Origin of the sequence: Pseudomaricurvus sp., assembly GCF_965662505.1 — a bacterium.
Classification (GTDB): Bacteria; Pseudomonadota; Gammaproteobacteria; order Pseudomonadales; family Cellvibrionaceae; genus Pseudomaricurvus.
Genome location: NZ_CBFIHX010000002.1, coordinates 45951 through 67499 on the forward strand (window position 1 = coordinate 45951; position 21549 = coordinate 67499).

Consider the following 21549-nt stretch of genomic DNA (forward strand, 5'->3'; position numbering starts at 1 on the left):
ATACTGCGTTTAGTCCTTAATTCTGTATTTAAGTTTCTAATGCGGTATTTAAGCTTCTAATACTAAAGGCAATTAGCCGAAAAAGTAATTAGCCCTGAAGAGAACAGCATATTAGCATGATCGGTATATGACGCTATGTCTGGATGTCATCGGCGGCAGTTCTGTTTATAATTCAGCGATCGTAGAAATGTTAAAATAAAGGGTAAGGTTCTTATGTCTGATCCAGTTGTGATTGTAGGTATGGCTCGTACCGCCATGGGCGGTATGCAGGGTATGTTCGGTAATCTGAGTGTATCTGAGCTGGGCGCAGAGGCTATTCGCGGCGCACTGGCGGATTCCGGAGTTGAGGCTGATGCTGTCGATGAAGTTCTGATGGGCTGTGTCCTGCCAGCTGGTACGGGTCAGGCGCCAGCACGTCAAGCGGCTCTGGGAGCTGGCGTACCCAAGCATGTTCCCTGCACCACACTGAACAAGGTCTGCGGTTCAGGCATGAAAACAGTGATGATGGGTCACGATGCGATCCTGGCGGGCAGCGCTTCGATCGTGATTGCTGGCGGCATGGAGAGTATGACTAACGCTCCTTATATGCTGGCGAAAGCCCGCGGCGGTTACCGTTTTGGCCATGAGCAAATCTTTGATCATATGCTGTACGACGGCTTACAGGACGCCTATCAGGGTGGGCCTATGGGCGCATTTGGTGAAATTTGTGCGGACAAGTTCGGTTTTACCCGTGAGCAACAGGATGCCTACGCGGTCGAGTCTCTGGCTCGTGCCAACAAGGCTATTGCCGAGGGCAAATTTAAGCGCGAAATCGTTCCGGTAACCCTCAAGACCCGTAAGGGCGAGCAAGTCATCGATACCGATGAGCAGCCGGGCAGTGCACGTCCCGATAAGATTCCTTCCCTGCGCCCCGCGTTCAAAAAGGACGGCACCATCACCGCGGCCAATGCCAGCTCCATCTCTGATGGCGCGGCGGCTCTGGTGCTGATGCGCAAGTCTGAAGCTGAAAAGCGCGGCCTGAAAGTCATCGCCACCATCAAAGGTCACTCGCAGAATGCTCACGAGCCAGAGTGGTTTACCACCGCCCCTGTCGGTGCGATGAGCAAGCTGATGCAGCGTCTGGACTGGACCGCTGAGTCTGTGGATCTGTTTGAAATCAACGAAGCCTTCGCTGTGGTCCCTATGGCGGCGATGAAAGAGCTGTCGATTGATCACGCCAAAGTGAACGTCAATGGCGGTGCCTGTGCACTGGGGCACCCTCTGGGCGCTTCCGGTGCTCGCATTATTGTGACCTTGCTGGGCGCGTTGGAAAACAGTGGTCAAAAGACGGGTGTTGCCAGTCTCTGCCTGGGTGGTGGTGAAGCCACGGCCATTGCGGTTGAGTTGAGTTGATAGCGAAATAGAAGACTCGCTTCAATGCTGAAAAAGCCTCCCGTGCGGAGGCTTTTTTTATGGCTGTATTTCTAGAACAAGCTGGCTTGCGTGTGGTTCTTCATATGCCTTTTTATGGATTATGGGCCACTCCACGACCCGCTAGATGGCACTCCATAAAACCCGCTAGATGGCTCTCCACACGACCAGCCAGTTGGCGGGACAGTGCTCCGGCATTGATGGCCAAAGGGGGTTTTGGTATAAGCTGTGGTGAATAACCACAGCGACCATGATAAATCGCTAAAAACAGTCGCCCTTTGATCATTTAGGATGTTTTATGACCACCGAGGTTGTCCCTCAGGAAGCTGACGAAAAAATCGCGCTCAAAACCTACGCCGAGAAGGCCTACCTGGATTATTCCATGTACGTGATTCTCGATCGGGCGTTACCTAACATTGGCGATGGCCTGAAGCCGGTACAGCGACGCATTGTTTATGCCATGAGCGAGCTGGGGCTGAAGTCTACGGCCAAGTTCAAAAAGTCGGCGCGTACCGTGGGGGATGTGATCGGTAAGTTCCACCCGCACGGCGACTCTGCGGCCTATGAGGCCATGGTGCTGATGGCGCAACCTTTCTCCTATCGTTACCCGTTGGTGGATGGCCAGGGTAACTGGGGCGCGCCAGATGATCCCAAGTCATTCGCGGCCATGCGGTACACGGAATCCCGGCTGACCAAATACAGTGACGCGCTGCTCTCCGAGCTGGGGCAGGGCACAGTTGACTGGACGCCGAACTTTGACGGCACCATGAACGAGCCCGCCGTACTGCCGGCTCAGGTGCCCAATGTCTTGTTGAATGGCACCACCGGTATTGCCGTGGGTATGGCGACGGACATTCCGCCGCACAACTTGCGCGAGGTGGTGAATGCCACCGTGCACATGTTGGAAAATCCCAAGGCCACGGTTGAAGATCTGGTTCAGTTTGTACCGGGTCCGGATATGCCCACCGAAGCTGAGATCATCAGCCCTAAAGAAGATCTGCAAAAACTCTATCAGACTGGTCGCGGCAGTGTGCGTATGCGTGCTCTGTGGACACAGGAAGCGGGTGACGTGGTGGTTACCGCCTTACCTCACCAGGTCAGTGGAGCGAAGATTCTCGAACAAATCGCTGCCCAGATGCAGGCTAAAAAACTGCCTATGGTGGCGGATCTGCGCGATGAATCGGATCATGAAAACCCAACCCGTCTGGTCATTGTGCCGCGCTCCAATCGCATTGATGTGGAGGCGATGATGAATCACCTGTTTGCCACCACCGATCTGGAACGCACCTACCGTGTGAACATGAACATGATCGGCATTGACGGTCTGCCCCAGGTCAAGCCGCTGGATAAAATCCTCAGTGAGTGGTTGAGCTTCCGCATGGTGACGGTCAGACGCCGTCTGCAGCATCGCTTGTCGAAAGTGGAAGAGCGTCTGTCGCGCTTGGCGGCGTTGATGATCGTATTCCTTAATGTGGATGAAGTGATTCATATTATCCGCACGGAAGATCACCCCAAACCGGTGTTGATGGAACGCTTTGATCTGACGGAAACTCAGGCGGAATACATTCTCGAAACCAAGTTGCGTCAATTGGCGCGACTGGAAGAGATGAAGATCAAGGAAGAGCAGGCCGCGCTGGAGAAAGAGCGTGAAGATCTGAAGCAGACTCTCGACTCGGCCCGTCGTCTGAAAACGCTGGTGAAAAAAGAATTGTTGGCTGCGGCTGACATGTACGGGGATGATCGCCGTTCACCGATTGTCAGTCGCAGTGAAGCTCAGGCGTTCAGTGAAACTGATCTGTTGGGCAGTGATCCGGTGACCGTCGTTATTTCTGATAAAGGCTGGATTCGTGCAGCCAAGGGGCACGATGTGGATCCTGTTGCTCTGAACTATAAGTCCGGCGACAAGTTCAAAATCTCGGTACAAGGGAAAAGCAATCAAAGCGTGATGCTGCTCGATTCAACCGGTCGCAGTTACGCGTTGGGTGCTCACACCCTGCCTTCGGCTCGAGGTCAGGGTGAACCGATTACCGGGCGTCTGAACGCGCCCAGCGGTGCAACCTTTGAAGGTGTGCTGATGGGCAATGACGAGCAACGTGTTCTGCTGGCGTCCGATGCGGGTTATGGTTTTGTCGGTAAGATCAGTGATCTGTACACCAAAAACAAAGCCGGTAAAGCCGCGCTTACGCTGCCGAAAGGTGGTCGGGTGATGCCGCCGCTGGTGATCAAGGATCCCGAAACGGATCTGCTGGCGGCCATCAGCAATGAAGGGCGTTTACTGGTGTTTCCTGTCAATGAGTTGCCGGAATTAGCGCGGGGCAAGGGGAATAAAATCATGAATATTCCATCGGCCCGGGTCCAGTCTCGCGAAGAGTTCGTTGTGGCGTTGAAAGTGATTGCGGCGGGTGAGCAGCTGGTGATGTATTCCGGTAAGCGTCATCTGACATTGAAAGGTAATGATCTGGATCATTATCGCGGTGAACGAGGCCGTCGAGGCAACAAGTTACCCAGAGGATTCCAGAACGTGGATGCGGCTGAGGTTAAGTCCTGATATCCATACATAAAGACTTACTATGAGCCCACTGAAAAACGCGCAATCTTATAAGAGGTTGCGCGTTTTTTGTTTTCTGGCCGGACGGTAATCCCTGCCTGAGTTGTCAGTCTTCCTGACAGGTTTCGGGTTGAGAAGCCTGAAAGCGGTCTTTGAATCGTTGTATGTCGCGTTTACCCATGTGCAGCCCCAGCTTGGTACGTCGCCAGAGAATATCGTCTGCTGTTCGAGCCCATTCATACTCAATCAGATATTTTACCTCCGCGGCATACAGCCCCGCGCCGAAATGCTCTCCCATTCCTTCAACACTGTTTATGCCTTGCAACAGTTCAAACGTCAGGCTTCCGTAGGTGCGCACGTAGCGCTTGCGTATAGCTGCGGGTAACCAGGGAAAGGTTTTTTCCAATAGCGTGTTCAGTTCAGCGGGCGAAGAAAAATCCCCCCCAGGCAGCGGTTCTGTTTTGGTCAGGCAGGGACCTGCGCTCGGAAAAAACTCGCACAAGCGATTGACGGCGGCTTCAGAAAGCTTGCGATACGTGGTGATCTTTCCACCAAAGACGGACAGCAGTGGCATCTGATGGTCTGGAGCGTCCAGTTCAAACGTGTAATCCCGGCTGGCGGTCTGGGGCTTGTCGGATTCATCATCCAGCAGGGGGCGTACGCCAGCGTAAGTGGAAACGATATGGTCTTTGGTAATGGTGTTCTTGAAATGTTCGTTGGTGATCCGGATCAGGTAGTCAACTTCTTCATCGGAGATTTGGGCTTTCGCGGGATCGCCGAGCAGTTCGACATCGGTGGTGCCAATCAATGAAAAACTGTCCTCATAGGGTATGACAAACACGATACGCTGGTCTTCATTTTGTAAAATGTACGCCTGCTCGCCCGGGTACAGGCGAGGAACGATAATATGGCTGCCCTTTACCAGCCGAATCTTTTTCGGGGCGGGGGTTTTAAAAGCACTGCTGAACAACTGGGAGACCCACGGGCCGGCGGCGTTGACCACAGCCTTGCTGGTGACAGAGATTGGTTGAGCGTGATTGTTGCGATCTGTCAGTTCAATCGTCCACTGGCCATTGCTGCGTTTGGCGGATTCACAGCGGGTTCGGGTTAACACGGTGGCACCGTGATTCCGGGCTGTCATGGCATTCAGAATTACCAGCCGGGAGTCATCCACCCAGCCGTCTGAATACTCAAACCCCTTATGCAGATGACTCGCCAGTGGTCCATTGGCGGTGAAGCGAATGCTGCGGGATGCCGGCAGCGATGCTCGCTTGGTTAAATGATCGTACAAAAACAGCCCGATTCGTATCATCCAGGCGGGTCGCAAATGAGGCCGATGAGGCAACTGGAAACGCAAGGGCCACATGATGTGGGGGGCCTTTTTAAGCAGAACTTCCCGTTCGGCTAGAGCCTCTCGTACCAGCCGGAATTCATAGTGCTCCAGATAGCGCAGGCCGCCATGTATAAGCTTGCTGCTCTTGGATGAGGTAGACGAAGCGAGGTCGTTCATTTCACAAAGAAGAACCTTGAGGCCTCTGCCGGCCGCATCCGCAGCTATGCCGGTACCGTTGACGCCGCCGCCGATAATGACCAGATCGTAATGGGCATCCTGTCTACTCATAGCTGACTTATCCTCATGGTTCACTGTAAAAATAACGGGTTTCAACGAGATTGGTGGCTTGGTGCATAAGTGACAATGCACTAGTCACAATTAATCAATTCTGTGGAAGGCCGGTCGCGGTTAAAGCGCAGACGGCGACGATAGGGATAGGTGTTTTCGATATGCCCTGCGCGAAGAGAATTCTGAATGTGCTGCCAGTAGCGGTAATCATAGAGATCACTGTGCAGCGACTCGAACGCTTTTTTTGCAGTGGGGTTTCCGGTAAAAAACAAGCGAAACTCTTCCGGGAAAATATCGTTTTCGGCCACCGTGTACCAGGGGCGATCGGCCATCTCTTCCATTTCGTTTCGAGGTTCCGGTATTTTACGAAAATTGCACTCGGTGATCGCGCAAATCTCGTCGTAATCGTAAAACACCACGCGGCCGTGTCGGGTGACACCAAAATTCTTCAGTAACATATCGCCCGGAAAAATATTGGCGGCGGCCAGCTGCTTGATGGCATTGCCGTATTCGTCCATTACGTCGTAAGTCTGTTCTTCGTTGGCTTCTTTGAGGTAGAGATTGAGCGGTGTCATGCGGCGTTCAGTGTAAACGTGTTTGATAATGACCCACTTCTCGTTGATTTCCAGCTTTGAGGGAGCCACCTTTTGCAGTTCTTCCAGTAGCTCATCGCTAAAGCGATTGCGATAAAAAATAAAATTGGTGTATTCCTGAGTGTCTGCCATACGACCCGCGCGTTCACTGCGGGATACCAGTTTGTACTTTTGTTTGACGACCTCTTCCGTGACTTGTTTTGGGTAATCGAATTTGTCTTTGATGATTTTGAAGACGATGCTGTAAGAGGGCAGTGTGAATACGGTCATCACCATGCCCTTGATGCCGGGGGCGATGATGAATTGGTCATCGCTGTTTTTCATGTGCTGAAGTAAATGGCGATAAAACTCGGTCTTGCCATGTTTATTGAAGCCAATGGCGGTGTAAATTTCAGAGGTTTCCTTGCTCGGCATAAAGGAGCTGATAAAACGCACCAGTCGGGATGGGATCGACGCGTCCACCATAAAGTAAGAGCGTGTGAAGCTGAAAATAATACTGGCACCGTCCCGATCAAAAATGGCGGTGTCGATATAAATCCCCCCCTCTCCATTGTTGAGCATGGGCAACACGATAGGTAGGTATCGGTTGTTAATATTCACTCTGCCTATCAAGTAGGCCCCTTTGTTACGGTAGAAAATGGTTTCCAGAATGTCGAACCGAAGACCTTTCCAAAGGCCGTCTTCTCCAGCGGGTACCTTTTCCTGAATTGCCTGAATGACATTGTTGAGATCTCGGTCGAGATCTTCCCAGGGGACGGAAAACTCAAAGTCACGCATCACCTGAAGCAGGGTTTCCTTCAAGTTGTTATCCACCTGATAACTGAGGTAAATGCTGTAGTCTTTCAGCGGTTTGTCTTCCAGAGGGCGTGAAGCTTTGACAAAAATATTGCGGTCGTGGATGTGATCGTGATGAAACTGAGAGCAAAAGATGGAGTTGTAGAAGGTCTCGGCAATTTCATAGTTGCTGTGGCCGAAGATCAGTTGAGTGTAGGTGGTCTTCGCTTGCTGCCACAATTCAAGATCGCTGACGTCCTTGCTGGTGACGCCGGCCACTAGCTTACAGACCTGATCCACCTTGTTTTTGTAGAGTTCGATCCGCTCGTAGTGGGCGTCTTGTATCCCTTGCCAGTCGACTTTTTCGAAGCGTGCTTTTGCCCCCAGGGTCATATTCTGAAAATCGGCAAAATACGCATCAAAACCATTGAGAATGGTTTTGGCTATGCGTTTGGCTGTCGGGGTCAGCGATTGGTTGGTCATAAAGCTTTCTTACGCCCTTTCGTGGTGGCAATCAGTCGTTATCAACAGGAAGAGTGTTTCGACAAGTCTTGTTATCATGATGGCGTATAAACGAAATACTGTCATCTTTGCGGAGGAGCTTTTGTGTATAGGGCAAAAACGGTTGTGAATATGGCTAAAACGCGTGTGAATAGGGCCAGAACAGGTGTGAACAGGGCAGGTGCAGTTGTGAACCAGAAAAGAGCAGCCGTATCACGGTGGGTCTTTGCGATCTGGGGTCTTCTGCTCAGTTGCCTGCCGGTGCAGGCTGCGGTGGTTTTGCAATATCACCATGTTTCAGATGCCACACCGGCCTCTACATCCACCACGCCAGCCTTATTTCGTCAGCATATGGAATATCTGGAAAGTGAGGGTTATGAGGTGGTCTCCTTGCCGGAGTTGCTGGAGGGATACACTTCATCGGAGGACGACAGAGCAAAGCGGGTTGCCATAACCTTTGATGACGGTTACAGCAGTGTCTACACCACGGCGTACCCTGAGCTGAAAAAGCGCGGCTGGCCGTTTACGGTGTTTGTGAACACCAAGCCCCTGGATGAGCATTGGAAGGAGTTTACTGACTGGGATCAGTTGCGGGAAATGGCCGCCAACGGCGCAACCATTGCTAACCATACCGTGAATCACGGCCACCTGATCCGCCGGCAGGAGGGGGAAAGCGAGGAGGAATGGCGTCAGCGGATTAAAGAAGATCTGCTTTTGGCCGAAAAACGTATTAAACAGGAAACCGGACAAAATCACCGTATCTTGGCGTATCCCTTTGGCGAGTACGATTTGGCGCTGATGAAATTGTTGAAATCGCTGGATTTTGTCGGTTTTGGGCAGCATTCCGGCCCTTTGGGGAGTTCACACTCTCCTCAGGCGTTGCCGCGTTTCCCGTTCGGGGGGCATTACGGCGATATCAGTGACTTTGCCCAGAAAGCCTCCACCTTGCCGATGCCTCTGGAATCCGTATTTTTAGAGACTGCGTCCTCAGAAGATGTGGCCATTGAGCCTTTGTTGCCGCCGGGCGACAGCCAGCCCAAACTGGTTTTGAACGTGGGCTCTGCAGCTTTGGCGCAGACGATCAGTTGCTTTGCCACTGGGCAGGGGCGAGTAGATACGCATGTGGATGATCAGCGGGTTGAGATCGAGTTGCAAAAGCCCTTGCCGGCTGGCCGCAGCAGGATCAACTGCACTGCCGCTGCGGGCGAAGGGCGTTTTTACTGGTTTTCTCAACCCTTTTTTCAACCCGATAAACACGGGGAGTGGCCACCTGAATAGAATTGGCTAACGAGTAGCGGTACCTACAGGAATTGTGAGTGAATGACGACCATTAAAAAAATTAGCTTGGCGCAGCTCAGGGTGGGGATGTATGTCACCCAGGTTGATAAAACCAGTGCTGCAGGTGCCAACCTCAGGGCACAGGGGCTGATTACTCGTGAAGATACCATTGAGCGGTTCCGCCAGCAGGGCATGCAGGAGTGTTTCATCGATACTGCCAAGGGAGATGATTGCCCCGAAGGTATTCCGCTGAAGCCGTTACGCAATCCTGTTGAGACACACTTTCCTCAGTGTGACGAAGATTTTCCAGTCCCAAGAGTTCCCTATGAAGAGGAGCGTGAAAACGCGATCAGAGTGCGCAATAAAGCCCTGATGCTGGTTAGTGATGTCATGCACGATGTCAAAATGGGCCGCTCTGTTGATCGCTCAGCTGTCGATAATATTGCCTTGGATATCACCGAGTCGCTGGTGAATAACCAAAATGCCTTGCTGAGCCTGATGTATATGGGCGAGAAAGACGAATACCTGTTGGAACACTCCATGAACGTGGCGGTGTTAATGGGGGTGCTGGCCCGTTCCTTGGGATATCGCGATGAAGAGCTTCACCATTTGGTGATGGGAGCTTTTGTTCATGATGTAGGGAAGATACGTGTGCCTGAAAGCATTCTCCATAAACCGGGCAAGCTGGAACTGACCGAATGGGAAGAGATGAAGCGCCATGTGGATTACGGCATTGAAGCGTTAGAGGCGATTGATAACTTCCCGGAAATCGCGATGGCCATTTGTACTGAGCACCACGAACGGCTGGATGGCACTGGTTACCCATCCCGCAAGCCCGCGGCTCAGATCAGTCGGCAGGGGAGGATGGGGGCGGTGGTCGATGTGTATGATGCGATTACATCGGACAGGGTTTACCACAAAGGACTGGAGCCGAATGCGGCTTTGAAAAAAATGCTGGAGTGGAGCGGCGACCATCTGGATCGTGAGCTTGTTTATCAGCTTATCCGCTGTGTGGGGGTTTATCCGGCTGGCTCTATGGTGCAGCTTGACTCTGGTCATGTGGGAGTAGTGCTGGAAGTCTGTACTCGTCAGCCCGCTCAGCCAAGATTAAAACTGGTGTATGACGGCAGGCGTCAGCTAAAAATGCAGGAGAAGATCATTAATCTGGCAGATACCGATTTGTATGGCAATATCGCATCGGCAGTGGTTCCCTCGACATTTGGTTTGAATGCCAGGGATTATTTATAGCCACCTTCGATATTGCAACCAACAGGCCTTCGATATTGCAACCAACAGGCAGGCCGCCGGGTTTGGTTGCCACCATGTCTTAGCTTTCAGCCGAGGTTGAAGCTGAGCGCTTGGGATCAAACTGCTTGAGTTTGTTAAAGCGAATCATCCCCTGCAAGTCGTGAATGTACACTTCCCCTTTCTCTGAATATTTCTCCAGTCCTTCAGCCAGTGCGAGACTGTCGAGGGACTGTTTTTCTTGTCTGAAGTCAGCGCGTATTTCTCGAACTTTTTCATAGGCCGGGTGTGAATTAATGTTTAGCATATACGCGGCAACAGCAGCATCCAGGCTGTCAAAACTCGCCACTTCATGTGTTGCGCCGGGGATTCGACGGCTGGGTACAACGCCGCAGCCAGCGGTAAAACACCACTGACCAAAATAGTTATTGGCTTCTTTGGCAAAGCGGGAGCGTCCCCAGGCTGACTCCATCGCCGCTTGCGCCAAAGCCATCGACGGAGGGACTACGTCAATGCGGGTCATCAGGTCTTGAACAAGCTCTTTATCGGATAACTCTTCTGGTGCCCGGTATCTGAGAGCCCAGGTTTCCAGAGTCGCCTGTTGTCTGAGACTGAGGCTTTTGCCGTTCGTTTGGCGTTCAGCGATGTCCTGCAATTGCTGTCTCTGTTTGCTGATTTTTGCGTTTTGGCGAATGATCGCAGGCAAAAGTCGTTTGTAAAAGCTTTTCTTCAGTGCCGGAGTATCTTGTGGAATTGAGGGGATCTGAAGTGTCTCTGCGACCTGTTGATCTTCATCTTCCAGGGTTTCTCTGCGCGATGCACGAGACTCTTCACGGGCCTGGCTTTTGATTTCATGAGAGGCTTTAAATTCTTCGGTGTTATGTAACCAGTGTTGTAAGAAAAACACTCCGGCCAGACAGAAACAGCTGAACGCGACAAACAGCCAGCCGAGCCAGACGTTTTTAGTGGATGGTGTGTTGCTCATGAAAAACCTCAAAATGACTGTTGAATACTAGTGTCGGGACAGCGCAGCGTTGTCAGGCTACGCCCAATGACAAAACGGGTAGGTGAGTGGCGATGTTCTCGAAATGGCAAATGTTATTAATGCGTTTATAACCCCAGATCTTTGCGCAGGGACGCCAGTCGCTCGAGGTTTTCATCCTTGCTCAACGGTGTTTCGGTTTTTTCCGGCAGGCGTTTAATCTCAGGAGGCGGCAGGGTTTCACCGCGGACCACCCGATCACACAAGGTTCGATAGTGATCGCGGAACACGGGAAAGGCTACGCGCTCAATATTGCTGTTCAGGAAATACCAGTCGCTGAGCTTGCCGGCGTGATAAACCGCGGGGTGGCTCCAGTTGAATTCGGCTTTCGGGCTGGGTGCCTGACAGGCTTCGATGTAGGCACTGTGCACATCGGGCAGGCCATGAAGCGCCGGTGAACCCTGACAGAAGCCAATCATCTTGTGCAGGGTGGGCAAGTACTCAGATTCTTCAATCGCTTTTTTGGCGCCGCGCAAAATGGCGTCAGGGCTAAAGCGTTGCAGGGATTCCACCCACAGGCGCTTGGCTTGATTGAGTGTCGTGACATCGCCAAACGCGCTGTGATACTGGTTGTGGTAATTAATCCGGAACAGGGCAAACACCTGGTTGATGGCATCAATCAGTTCAGAAGAGGGAGCTCGTTCGCCGTGATTTTGCGAGGAATCAGAAGGCCCAGCTGCGGTCGTTGAGGTCTTCTGCGATCGAGCGATCTCTTGTTCTACTTGGCTGAGTAGTTGCTTGCTGTCCTTCATGATTTCGACCTTGTGGGGCGTTGACGGTAGACGAACTCAAAGAGTGTCGTTTGGCCCAGTGAAATTTAACGTGTTGCAAAAATTTGGTGTTCCACGACGCGTAGACCTGGTTGCTGTCGCGCCAGAAGATTAAAAATTCCGGGAGCAGTTGTTGGGCAAAGCTGACATCGATGTTGGCCATGCGCAAAATGTCGTAGACATCACTGCCAGGTTGCCAGTTCTCCGGGATCCGGCGCGGTTCGCTGTCGTGCTCGAGCGCAGAGGTGTATCTGGCCCACTGACGCCGAATGTGCTGGATAAATTTGGTGTTCCAGGTGCGTGATCGCTCGCCGCGCTCTGCCCAGTAGAGAATGAATTCCGGAATCGCATCCTCGATAAACTGGGGATGAATCGCGGCGTGTCGTGTGAGCACATCCATGGCGTCAGGACTGGGTCGCCAGTCTCGGGTCATGGCCACTTCGCTGTCTTTTTGAGTGGTAAAGGTTTCACGCTGACGCCACTGATGTAAAACATGCTGATGGAACTTGGCGCCCCAGGAGCGATGCGCCTCACCGCTTTCCCGCCAGAAGGTGACAAACTCCGGCAGTTGCTCGCGAATAAAGTGCTCGGGAATGTTGTGCTGTGCAATGCGTGCCAGCATTTCTGCATCCGGCTGCCAGTTGGGGGCAATGGCGGTGGCGCCCACGGCGACTGACGGACGTGGCTGTCGTGATGGGTGATGCTGGGGCTGGGACTGAATCGGGGGCTGAAAACCGTTGTTGCTCTGTGGCTGGTGTTGAGGCTGGTGTACCGGCGCTTGCGGATTACTCCCGGCTTCGGGTTGAACGTTTGCCTGGGGTTCGTTAAACGCAAAGATCAGTTGCTGGCTCTGCACAAACGGAGCCGATTGCAGCAACAGGATGCCTTTGGCCCGCAGGTTCTGACTGATGCGGTTGATGTCGTGCTGATTCCAGAAAGGTAGCGCGACGTACAGGGTCTGATCGTTCAATTCAAACCAGCGGAAGCCCTGACTGTCTACCGGTTGCAGCGGTCGGGTCAGTTCGTCCAGAACGCTGAGCATAGTGGCTTCCTCCAGGCCGATGGTGGCGGCCAGAGACGGAGAAACCAGAATAGGGCGTTCGGGGATCAGAGATGATGTCATGGGCGAACTTTAGCATTTTCTGGCGGATGAGTCGCTAGTGTCAGAAGACCCCAGGGTGGTTCGTGTCGGGTCTGGCAGGTACTATTCGGGTCACACAGACTGGTCGGGTTATACAGACTGGATACGGACATGATTTTTCTGAGGATACCATGGTGGCAAAAAGCAAAACCGCCTATGTCTGCAGCGAGTGCGGTGCAGATTTTACCAAATGGCAGGGGCAGTGCAGCGAATGCGGCAGCTGGAACAGCTTGTCGGAAGTTCGGCTGGGGCCCACTCCGGCCAATCGCACGGAGAAATTCACCGGTTATGCGGGCGCGGCGGGAGTTGCCCCTGAGATCCAGACGTTGGCCGAGATTGATCTGGAAGCCCTGCCGCGTTTTTCCTCTGGAGCGGGTGAATTTGACCGTGTGCTGGGGGGCGGGCTGGTGCCGGGTTCCGTGGTGTTGATCGGTGGCAATCCGGGAGCTGGTAAGTCCACACTTCTTCTGCAGACTATGTGCTTTCTGGCGTCAGGCCGAGAGTCACTCTACTGTACCGGGGAGGAGTCCCTGCAGCAGGTGGCCATGCGAGCCAAGCGTCTGGGGTTGCCGACCGACAAGCTGAAAATGTTGTCGGAAACCAGTGTGGAGTCGCTGGTGGCCACCGCACAGAAGCTGCAACCCAAAGTCATGGTGGTGGATTCCATCCAGGTCATGCACATGGCCGATATCCAGTCTGCACCGGGTTCCGTCTCTCAGGTGCGGGAGAGCGCTGCCTACCTGACGCGCTTTGCCAAGCAGACCGGCACAGTGCTGATCTTGGTAGGCCATGTCACCAAAGACGGCAGTTTGGCCGGTCCCAAGGTACTGGAGCATATGATTGACTGTTCCATTTTGCTGGAAGGTACCCACGATTCCCGTTTCCGTACTCTGCGGGGCAGCAAAAACCGCTTTGGTGCGGTGAATGAGCTGGGGGTGTTCGCCATGACCGAGCAGGGTTTAAAGGAAGTCAGTAATCCCTCGGCCATCTTCCTGCAGCGCGCCGATGAGATTGCCGCGGGCTCCGTGGTTATGGTGGTGTGGGAAGGTACTCGCCCATTGCTGGTGGAAGTTCAGGCGCTGGTGGATGACAGCCATCAGGGCAATCCGCGGCGGGTGGCTGTGGGGCTGGATCAGAACCGCCTGAACATGCTGTTGGCGGTGCTGCATCGTCACGGTGGTGTATTGATCGGTGATCAGGACGTCTTTATCAATGTGGTCGGCGGTGTGCGGGTGATGGAAACCAGTGCAGATCTGGCCCTGCTGCTGTCGGTGGTGTCGAGCTTTCGCAATCGCCCTCTGGGGCACGATTTGATGGTCTTCGGTGAGGTGGGGCTGTCCGGTGAGATTCGTCCGGTGCCCAGTGGTCAGGAGCGCTTGCGGGAAGCGGCCAAACACGGCTTTAAAACCGCAATAATGCCTGCCGGAAATGCTCCGAGGGAGACTATTCCCGGCATTAAAGTGATTGCCGTCAAAACCTTGCAGGAGGCTGTGGCGGCTATCGACTAAGGGTTTGTTGAGGGGCTTTCCGGCTTACTCAGAACTCATCGTTTACAGGGATCATCGTTCTCAGAGCTCATCGTTGTCCGTGAGGATGTTCTCCAAGGTGCGGTGCATCTCTGATGGCCGCTGGTTGCGTCCCACCAGCTCCCGCAGTCGGGACTGGTGGTCAATGCTGTTGGCGCGACACTCAACCCCAATAAAGTGATTCTTCTGATGGGCAATCTTGCCGTGCATCTTGATGGGGTCACCGTCGTCAGTTTCCAGTGTGAGTACGATTTCCTCTCCCTGATCTACCTCGTATCTGTGGATCAAAGCCACCAAAGCGCCGTTGAACGACAGGTCGATGATGTGCACAGGCCATTTTTGGTGGGTGGTAATCATAGAAGCATGGCCGCGAAAGCCTACCCGAGGGAAGTATCGACGCTCCTGTGATTTCATACCGACTACGGTCATTCTGCCTCCTCGTGGGTGTTGGTCATGATGTTTTCGATAGGTAAGTGAGATAGTTAAGTTTTAGAGAACCATGCTTTAGATAACCGCATAAATCAGTCGGGATTAATCAGCGCATGCAGCTCGCGATCGGCAGCCTCGGAATCTCCCAGGTTCAGCTCGATGAGTCTGCGCAGGTGACTCAGGCTAACCGGGTCAATGCGCTCTACGATAAACCCCATCCAGCCTTCCTTGCGCCAGGACAAACGTGCCACCAGCTCAATGAGCGAGTCATCGGACAGGGCAATGGTGACATCCACCGGCAGGTTTTCATCCAGTGAGCAGTGCTCTGGCTCAGTAATCAGCAAGCCTTTCATCGAGATGTCCAGCAACTGGCTGGGCCAGCGCAGGGTGTCCTGTTGGATCGAGGTGTCGGCATCAAAAGGAATTCGGCTGAAGCGTCTGCGTTCAGAGTGACTGGTTCCGGATTTTGGGTCGCTTGCTGGGGGTGTGGCCACGATCGGTTGCCCTATTTATTAGTGTGCTTGTTTCCTCTTAGTGTAGAAGCCTTTTAATCGACGACAGGATTTTTTTGAGGCCAATTGCACGCAGTTCGCAGTTTTTGTGGTTTGGAATTCATATTCGACCAGCCTGAAAGCTGCATTTCTGTGAGCGTTTATGTCAATTCAAGGTGGGTTTTCACTGCTTTATTGATATAAACGCTCATCAAGTCTTGACTAAACAATGGGTGAACCTTAGTCTGCGCGGCGTTATTAAAGGTGCTTGGTGACCGGTTTTCCGGAAGCTGAGGTAAACGGGAAGAGTGGTGCGCTCGGTCACACGAGTTATGCCAACGCTGCCCCCGCAACGGTGATTGATCTGTCAGCAGATCATAAGCCCGATACCGGCCTTGAATAACTCACGTTGCCCGGCTCACCGGATCAACGTGCTTAACGATGAAGCGGAGGGCTTTATCGGTAGGATTCGAGGCTATCCTTTCCTTATATCAGCATAAGCCGGTATAAAAACAGCCTCCTTCCCTGCTCTTTGTCCTCCCTCAATCACGTCATTACTGCCGCAATACCCTCTGAACCTTTCAAGCAGAGGCCGGCAAAAGATTGGGGAACACCATGTATAAACAAACTCTATTAGCCGCTGCACTCGCAGGCCTTACTTCGTTACCTTCACAGGCAGAGATCGATAAAAGCTCCAGCCTGGAAGAAATGGTTGTAACAGCTCACCGTATTCCTGTTCAGATCAGCCGAATTGGCTCATCCGTTAGCGTGCTGTCGGCAGCCGATATTGAGGCCAAAGGACAGTTGTCCGCGGCTGATTTGCTGAGAACTTTGCCAGGGATTGCGGTGAGCAATACCGGTGGTATGGGCAAGCAAACCACTCTGCGTATCCGTGGAGAAGAAGGCTACCGCACCGTAGTTTATGTCGATGGCGTAAAAATTTCGGATCCTACGGGAACACAGGTAGGCCCTCGATTTGCTCATCTGATGACCAGTGAGATTGAGCGAATCGAAGTGCTGCGTGGTCCACAGGGGATGATGTACGGTGCCGATGCCGGTGGGGTGGTGAATATTACAACCAAGCGTCCGACTCAGGCTTTGGAAGGCGATGTCAGCGCTGAATACGGCCGCTACGACACCCGTAACCTGAGCGCGAATCTGCGTGGCAAAGTAGAATCTTTTGATTATTCCATCAGCGCCAGTGATGTATCGACCGATGGCTTCAATGCTCGTGATGACGATACTGTTTTGGCGGATGATGACGGCTACGACAATACTTCGCTGAATGCTTCATTAGGCTGGGATGCGACCGAAGCTCTTCGTTTCGAGCTGGATGTTCGGGATGTGGACAGCTACAACGAGTACGATGGTTCTTTTGGCAGTACCGACAGAGCCAGTGACTACGAGCAGACCACGGGTTTGTTGAGAGCTATTTATGAAGGTGAAAATCATACTCAACAGCTCAGTTATTCGGCCAACAAAGTTGACCGTCAGCTGTATACCGATGGTCTGAAAACCTATGTCTATGAAGGTACTCTGGACACCGTTTCTTATCTTGGTTCCTTCAAGCTCTCTGAGCAAAACACCTTGGTTTTAGGCGTTGATGACGAGAAGCAGCGCGATAAGCTGAATCATACCAAGCAGGACCAGCTTGGGATCTACGCTGAATGGCAGGGCCAGTTCACGGATCAGTGGTCTTACAGTGCGGGTGTTCGTCACGACGATAACGATGCTTTCGGTGAGCATACGACCTATCGACTGACCACCGCATATGTGCAATCTTTGAGCGATGGTAATTACCTCAAGTACAAAGCATCCTACGGTACCGGTTTTCGCGCACCCAGTTTGTACGAGCAGAACTACAACGCAAACTCTGTGGCAAAAACAGTTTTGACGGAAGAAACCAGCGAAGGCTTCGATGTGGGTGTGGAATTACACACCGCCAGCGGGCACTTATTTGAAGTTGTGTATTTCAATCAGGAAATTGACGACGCTATTGATTTTGATGTGGTGGGTTACACTGGCTACATGCAAGAAGATGGTCTGAGTCGTTCTAAAGGGGTTGAGCTCAATTCGGAGCTGGTATTGAATGATCATCTGAGTTTGTTGGCCAATGCGACGTATAATGACACTGCGACCTCTACCGGTGAACAGCGTGCTCGTCGTCCAAGACAGGTGTTTAATGTCGGTCTGCAAGCCATGATGTTGAGTGAGCGGTTGCGAGTCAATGCAGATGTCAGAGGTTCTTACAATGCGATTGATAACGATGGCAGCAAGCTGGATGAGTACGAAGTGCTGAACGTGTCGGCTACTTACTTTGTCATGCCGCAGATGGAAGTTTACGTGCGTGGCGAAAATGTCATGAATGCCGACTACCAGGAAGTTAATCATTACAACACCAGCAAAGCTGCGCTGTACGGCGGTGTTCGTTATCGCTTTTAGTTGACGTTGTTTATATAAGCCCCTGTCAAATGATGGGGGTTGTTATTGAAAAGGAGGGGAAACCCTCCTTTTTTCCGGGAAATTTATGAAACGCACACAGCCCAAAAAGCTTCTGCTTATCCTCTTGGTGATGCTGCCATTAAGTCTAATGGTAGGGCTGGTTGTGGGGCCGGAAATCATTTTGCCTTTTATATCGGGGTCGGAATCCCAAACCTTTTCAAACCAGCTTATTGTTGAGCAGATTCGTTTGCCGCGTACCTTGATGGCAGCCATCATCGGTGCCACCCTGGCCGTATCCGGCGTGATGATGCAGGGATTATTTCGCAACCCATTGGCCGATCCGTCGCTGATTGGTGTCTCCAGCGGGGCGTCCGCTGGTGCCAGTTTTATGATTGTGATGGGCGCCGGATTGTTTGGTGTGCACGAACTACTGGGCGTCTCTTTTGTGGCGCTGGGCGCTTTTGTGGGCGCGGCGTTGGCAACCTGGCTAGTGTATCGTCTGGCGGCGACAGCCACTGGAACATCCGTTGCCACCATGTTGCTTGCGGGCATTGCGATCAGTGCCCTGGCGGGCGCGCTCAACAGCTTTTTCAGTTTTATTGCCGACAATCATATGCTGCGGCAAATCAGTTTATGGCAAATGGGATCTCTCAGCAGTGCGTCGTGGAATCGGGTCATACTGGCCTTTGCGCTGTTGGGAAGCTTGCTGTGCTGGTTTCCCCGTTACAGTCGTGCACTCAATGCCTTCCTGTTGGGTGAATCTGAAGCCCGCCACTTGGGTATTGATGTCGATAAGATCAAAGTTCAAATTATTATTCTGGTGGCGTTGGCTGTAGGTGTTGCAGTGGCCTTAACGGGAACCATCGCCTTCGTGGGACTGGTGACACCGCATATGGTTCGTCTGGTCATTGGGCCGGATCATCGCGGGTTGATTCCCTGCTCCGCACTGGCGGGGGCCATTTTGCTGGTGTTGGCTGACGCGTGTTCGCGCTATGTGATGGCTCCGGGGGAGCTGCCTATTGGTGTGGTGACCGCGGTGTTAGGGGCGCCTTTCTTTTTGTCGTTGCTGCGCAGGCAGCGTACAGCCGTGGAGGGTGTGTGATGTTGTCCCTCCGGCAGATTCAGTTGAGTTATCAAACGGGCAAGCAACCCGTCCCCATTTTACGAGATGTGAATCTTGAAGTGGCTGCAGGACAGGTTGTTGTTGTACTGGGCCCCAATGGCGCCGGTAAATCCTCGCTGTTGAAAGTGGCCAGTGGTGAAGTGGTGCCGCAGTCTGGCGAAGTGCATTTTAATGGCCAGTTGCTATCCTCCTGTTCACCCGCCGAAAAAGCATTGCATATGGCCGTGTTGCCACAGCAGTCGCTGTTGAACTTTCCGTTTACCGTGGAAGAAGTGGTGATGCTTGGGCGCACACCGCATAACACCGGTTTGGTGATCGATCAGGACATTGTGACTCAGGCGTTGCGCAGTACAGACTCCGATTATTTGCGCGAACAAACTTATACCAGTTTGTCGGGCGGAGAAAAGCAGCGGGTTCAGTTGGCCAGAGTGCTGGCTCAGGTATGGCAAAGTGAAGATCAGCGGCAGCGAGTCGTGATTCTCGATGAGCCCACATCGGCACTGGATTACGCTCATCAGCAGATGGTCGCCAGTCTCTTGCGTGAACACTCTTCAAACGGGTGTTCTGTAATCACAGCCATGCACGATCTGAATCTGGCGGCGCAGTGTGCGGATCAGTTGGTACTGATGTGCTGTGGTCAGGTGCGTGCGGTGGGTTCACCTGACGAAGTACTGCAGGAAGATCTGCTGCAAGAGGTCTTTCAGGTGGCGTTTCATCGCGTGACGCATCCGCAAACCGGTCGCCCATGGTTGTTATGCTAATTCTCTGGGTGGTATCGGCACTCCTGCTGGACCGGCTGCTGGGCGAGCCGAGTCGTTTTCACCCTCTGGTGGGGTTCGGCAATCTGGCTATCTGGCTTGAGCGACGTCTCAATCAGTGGCAGGGTTCCAGTACAGAGCCATCAGTATCCGCCCGGCGCTTAAGAGGTGGGCTGGCGTGGTTGCTTCTCGTGTTGCCATTGCCGTTGATCATCGGGCTGGTATGGTTTGGCGGTGGCTTAAACGAGCTTGGAGAATGGCTGCTGGCTGTGCCAGCGCTTTACCTGAGTATCGGCTGGCAGAGTCTGCGGCAGCACGGTCGGGCGGTTGCCGAGGCGTTTTCCCAGAAAGGGCTGGAAGCCGCGAGGCATCAGGTGTCGCGAATTGTCAGTCGCGATACGGATTCTATGGATGAAGCCGCGGTATCACGAGCCACCATCGAATCCATTCTGGAAAACGGCAGCGATGCCATATTTGCGCCACTTTTCTGGTTTATGGTGGCGGGGCCGGCAGGTGCTGTTATGTACCGGCTAGCCAACACACTGGATGCCATGTGGGGCTATCGCACCACACGTTACGCGGCATTTGGTTTTTGCAGTGCAAAGCTGGATGATGTACTGAATTGGATTCCCGCTCGCTTAACAGCAGTAAGTTACGCCCTGCTTGGGCAAACCGCCACCGCCCGGCGTTGCTGGCGAGATCAGGCTGGATATTGCGCCAGTCCCAATGGTGGTCCGGTGATGTGCAGTGGTGCTGGCAGCCTGCAAATAGAACTGGGTGGTGGAGCCTGTTACCACGGGCAATGGCAGTCACGTCCTGTGATGGGCGAAGGACGAGCGGCCGTGATCGGGGACATCAATCGCAGTATTCAGTTAGTGGATAAAACCGTGATGCTATGGATTGGATCATGGATGACAGTGTGGATTGTCATTTGGGTCAAAGGATCAGTTTTTGTATGAGTGCGGACGTTGAGAGCTATCCATCTCCGGACTCAGAGTAGTGCACATGTGTGCCAAAGGTTGTAAGCAATGCTGAATCACGGTGGTCAGCTGGAAAAGGTTAAGTTGCAATACCCGGACGTCGATGTCGAGTGGCTGGATTTATCCACTGGCATTGCCCCCTGGAGCTGGCCGGTGGAATATGTACCGGTGCAGATCTGGCAACGTCTGCCGGAAACATCCACTGGGTTGTGCAACGCGGCTGCAGAGTTTTACGGTTGTGAGAGCGAGAACATGCTTTCAGTGGCCGGCAGTCAGGTTGCCATTGAGCTGATACCGGAATGCCTTAAGCAAGAAGGTTGTCGGCAAGAAGGCTATCAGCAAAGAAGTCTCAAGCAGGAACCTGAAAAAACCGACTCGGTGGCCATCCCCCTTTGGGGCTATGGTGAACATGCCCGCTGCTGGTCCCGCGCCGGATTTAATATTGTCTACTACCGCACTCCCGAAGACGTCGACGTTTTTGTGCAGTCCGGTCGTGTTCAGCATGTACTGGCAATCACCCCAAACAATCCCAGCGCGGATGTAATCTCCGTTTCCCATTTGCAGCGTTGGCAACAACAGTTGCTGCCTCAAGGCGGTTATCTGGTGGTGGATGAGGCGTTTGCCGATACGGCAGAGCATGCGCACAGTGCTTTATCTTTGGGAGCCAAAGACAACCTGATCGTGCTGCGTTCGGTGGGTAAGTTTTTTGGTATGGCCGGTTTGCGGCTTGGGTTTGTGATCGCCAGCGAGACGTTGAGAGAGCAGTTACAACAGCGGTTGATTTTGTGGGGAGTGTCCAATCCAGCTCAGTGGCTGGGGGAGCGAATGCTGAAAGACAGTGACTGGCAGTGCTTGCAGCGCCATCGGATAAACTATT

17 protein-coding genes and 1 riboswitch are annotated in these 21549 nt (G+C 52.9%); of the genes, 10 read left to right on the forward strand and 7 right to left on the reverse strand.

Annotation, left to right across the window (positions count from 1 at the left end; genetic code table 11):
* Positions 1-213: 213 nt before the first annotated feature.
* Together ACTG33_RS00555 and parC are read left to right on the forward strand one after the other, a co-directional pair.
* Complete coding sequence (locus ACTG33_RS00555) at positions 214-1392, forward strand: acetyl-CoA C-acyltransferase (protein WP_439133208.1); 1179 nt, start codon at positions 214-216, stop codon at positions 1390-1392.
* A 316-nt stretch (positions 1393-1708) separates the two neighbouring features.
* Positions 1709-3958, forward strand: a complete 2250-nt coding sequence (parC, locus tag ACTG33_RS00560; RefSeq protein ID WP_439133209.1) for a DNA topoisomerase IV subunit A — start codon at positions 1709-1711, stop codon at positions 3956-3958.
* 106 nt (positions 3959-4064) lie between these two features.
* Here the strand turns inward: parC and glpD are convergent, their stop codons facing one another.
* A complete protein-coding gene (gene glpD / locus ACTG33_RS00565) occupies positions 4065-5579 on the reverse strand; it encodes a glycerol-3-phosphate dehydrogenase (RefSeq protein WP_439133210.1) in 1515 nt (504 codons plus the stop codon).
* 80 nt (positions 5580-5659) lie between these two features.
* Positions 5660-7429: a bifunctional isocitrate dehydrogenase kinase/phosphatase gene (gene aceK / locus ACTG33_RS00570; RefSeq protein ID WP_439133211.1), complete on the reverse strand. Its 1770-nt coding sequence runs from the start codon at positions 7427-7429 to the stop codon at positions 5660-5662.
* Between the two features lie 207 nt (positions 7430-7636).
* Between aceK and ACTG33_RS00575 the strand changes: the two genes are divergently transcribed.
* Positions 7637-8725 carry a polysaccharide deacetylase family protein gene (locus ACTG33_RS00575; protein ID WP_439133212.1) on the forward strand — a complete coding sequence of 363 codons (1089 nt, stop codon included), beginning with the start codon at positions 7637-7639 and terminating at the stop codon, positions 8723-8725.
* 42 nt (positions 8726-8767) lie between these two features.
* Positions 8768-9973 carry an HD-GYP domain-containing protein gene (locus ACTG33_RS00580; RefSeq protein ID WP_439133213.1) on the forward strand — a complete coding sequence of 402 codons (1206 nt, stop codon included), beginning with the start codon at positions 8768-8770 and terminating at the stop codon, positions 9971-9973.
* Between the two features lie 79 nt (positions 9974-10052).
* Here the strand turns inward: ACTG33_RS00580 and ACTG33_RS00585 are convergent, their stop codons facing one another.
* From ACTG33_RS00585 to ACTG33_RS00595, 3 genes are all read right to left on the reverse strand, one after another.
* Positions 10053-10955: a glucosaminidase domain-containing protein gene (locus tag ACTG33_RS00585; protein ID WP_439133214.1), complete on the reverse strand. Its 903-nt coding sequence runs from the start codon at positions 10953-10955 to the stop codon at positions 10053-10055.
* Between the two features lie 125 nt (positions 10956-11080).
* Positions 11081-11764 (reverse strand): replication protein P, encoded by a 684-nt coding sequence (locus ACTG33_RS00590; RefSeq protein WP_439133215.1) that lies wholly within the window; start codon positions 11762-11764, stop codon positions 11081-11083.
* Positions 11676-12905 carry a DnaT-like ssDNA-binding domain-containing protein gene (locus ACTG33_RS00595; RefSeq protein ID WP_439133216.1) on the reverse strand — a complete coding sequence of 410 codons (1230 nt, stop codon included), beginning with the start codon at positions 12903-12905 and terminating at the stop codon, positions 11676-11678. The genes ACTG33_RS00590 and ACTG33_RS00595 overlap by 89 nt, the downstream gene beginning before the upstream one ends.
* A 149-nt stretch (positions 12906-13054) precedes the next feature.
* Between ACTG33_RS00595 and radA the strand changes: the two genes are divergently transcribed.
* The gene (gene radA, locus ACTG33_RS00600; RefSeq protein ID WP_439133226.1) at positions 13055-14431 is read left to right on the forward strand and encodes a DNA repair protein RadA; all 1377 of its coding nucleotides are present in this window, start codon (positions 13055-13057) and stop codon (positions 14429-14431) included.
* A gap of 60 nt (positions 14432-14491) precedes the next feature.
* On the opposite strand, the gene ACTG33_RS00605 is transcribed toward radA, so the two are convergent.
* Together ACTG33_RS00605 and ACTG33_RS00610 are read right to left on the reverse strand one after the other, a co-directional pair.
* Positions 14492-14878, reverse strand: a complete 387-nt coding sequence (locus tag ACTG33_RS00605; protein WP_439133217.1) for a PilZ domain-containing protein — start codon at positions 14876-14878, stop codon at positions 14492-14494.
* Between the two features lie 92 nt (positions 14879-14970).
* The gene (locus tag ACTG33_RS00610; RefSeq protein ID WP_439133218.1) at positions 14971-15372 is read right to left on the reverse strand and encodes a PilZ domain-containing protein; all 402 of its coding nucleotides are present in this window, start codon (positions 15370-15372) and stop codon (positions 14971-14973) included.
* Between the two features lie 251 nt (positions 15373-15623).
* Positions 15624-15773: riboswitch (cobalamin riboswitch) on the forward strand.
* Between the two features lie 211 nt (positions 15774-15984).
* On the opposite strand from ACTG33_RS00610, the gene ACTG33_RS00615 reads away from it, so the two are divergent.
* From ACTG33_RS00615 to ACTG33_RS00635, 5 genes are all read left to right on the forward strand, one after another.
* Positions 15985-17811 carry a TonB-dependent receptor plug domain-containing protein gene (locus ACTG33_RS00615; protein WP_439133219.1) on the forward strand — a complete coding sequence of 609 codons (1827 nt, stop codon included), beginning with the start codon at positions 15985-15987 and terminating at the stop codon, positions 17809-17811.
* Positions 17812-17896: 85 nt separating this feature from the next.
* Positions 17897-18913: a FecCD family ABC transporter permease gene (locus tag ACTG33_RS00620; RefSeq protein WP_439133220.1), complete on the forward strand. Its 1017-nt coding sequence runs from the start codon at positions 17897-17899 to the stop codon at positions 18911-18913.
* Positions 18913-19695 (forward strand): heme ABC transporter ATP-binding protein, encoded by a 783-nt coding sequence (locus ACTG33_RS00625; protein ID WP_439133227.1) that lies wholly within the window; start codon positions 18913-18915, stop codon positions 19693-19695. Before ACTG33_RS00620 ends, ACTG33_RS00625 begins: the two co-directional genes overlap by 1 nt.
* Positions 19680-20651, forward strand: coding sequence for an adenosylcobinamide-phosphate synthase CbiB (gene cbiB / locus ACTG33_RS00630; RefSeq protein ID WP_439133221.1), 972 nt, complete (start codon positions 19680-19682; stop codon positions 20649-20651). The genes ACTG33_RS00625 and cbiB overlap by 16 nt, the downstream gene beginning before the upstream one ends.
* Positions 20652-20720: 69 nt before the next feature.
* Positions 20721-21549: aminotransferase class I/II-fold pyridoxal phosphate-dependent enzyme (locus tag ACTG33_RS00635; protein ID WP_439133222.1), on the forward strand; the 829-nt coding region annotated here is incomplete at its 3' end.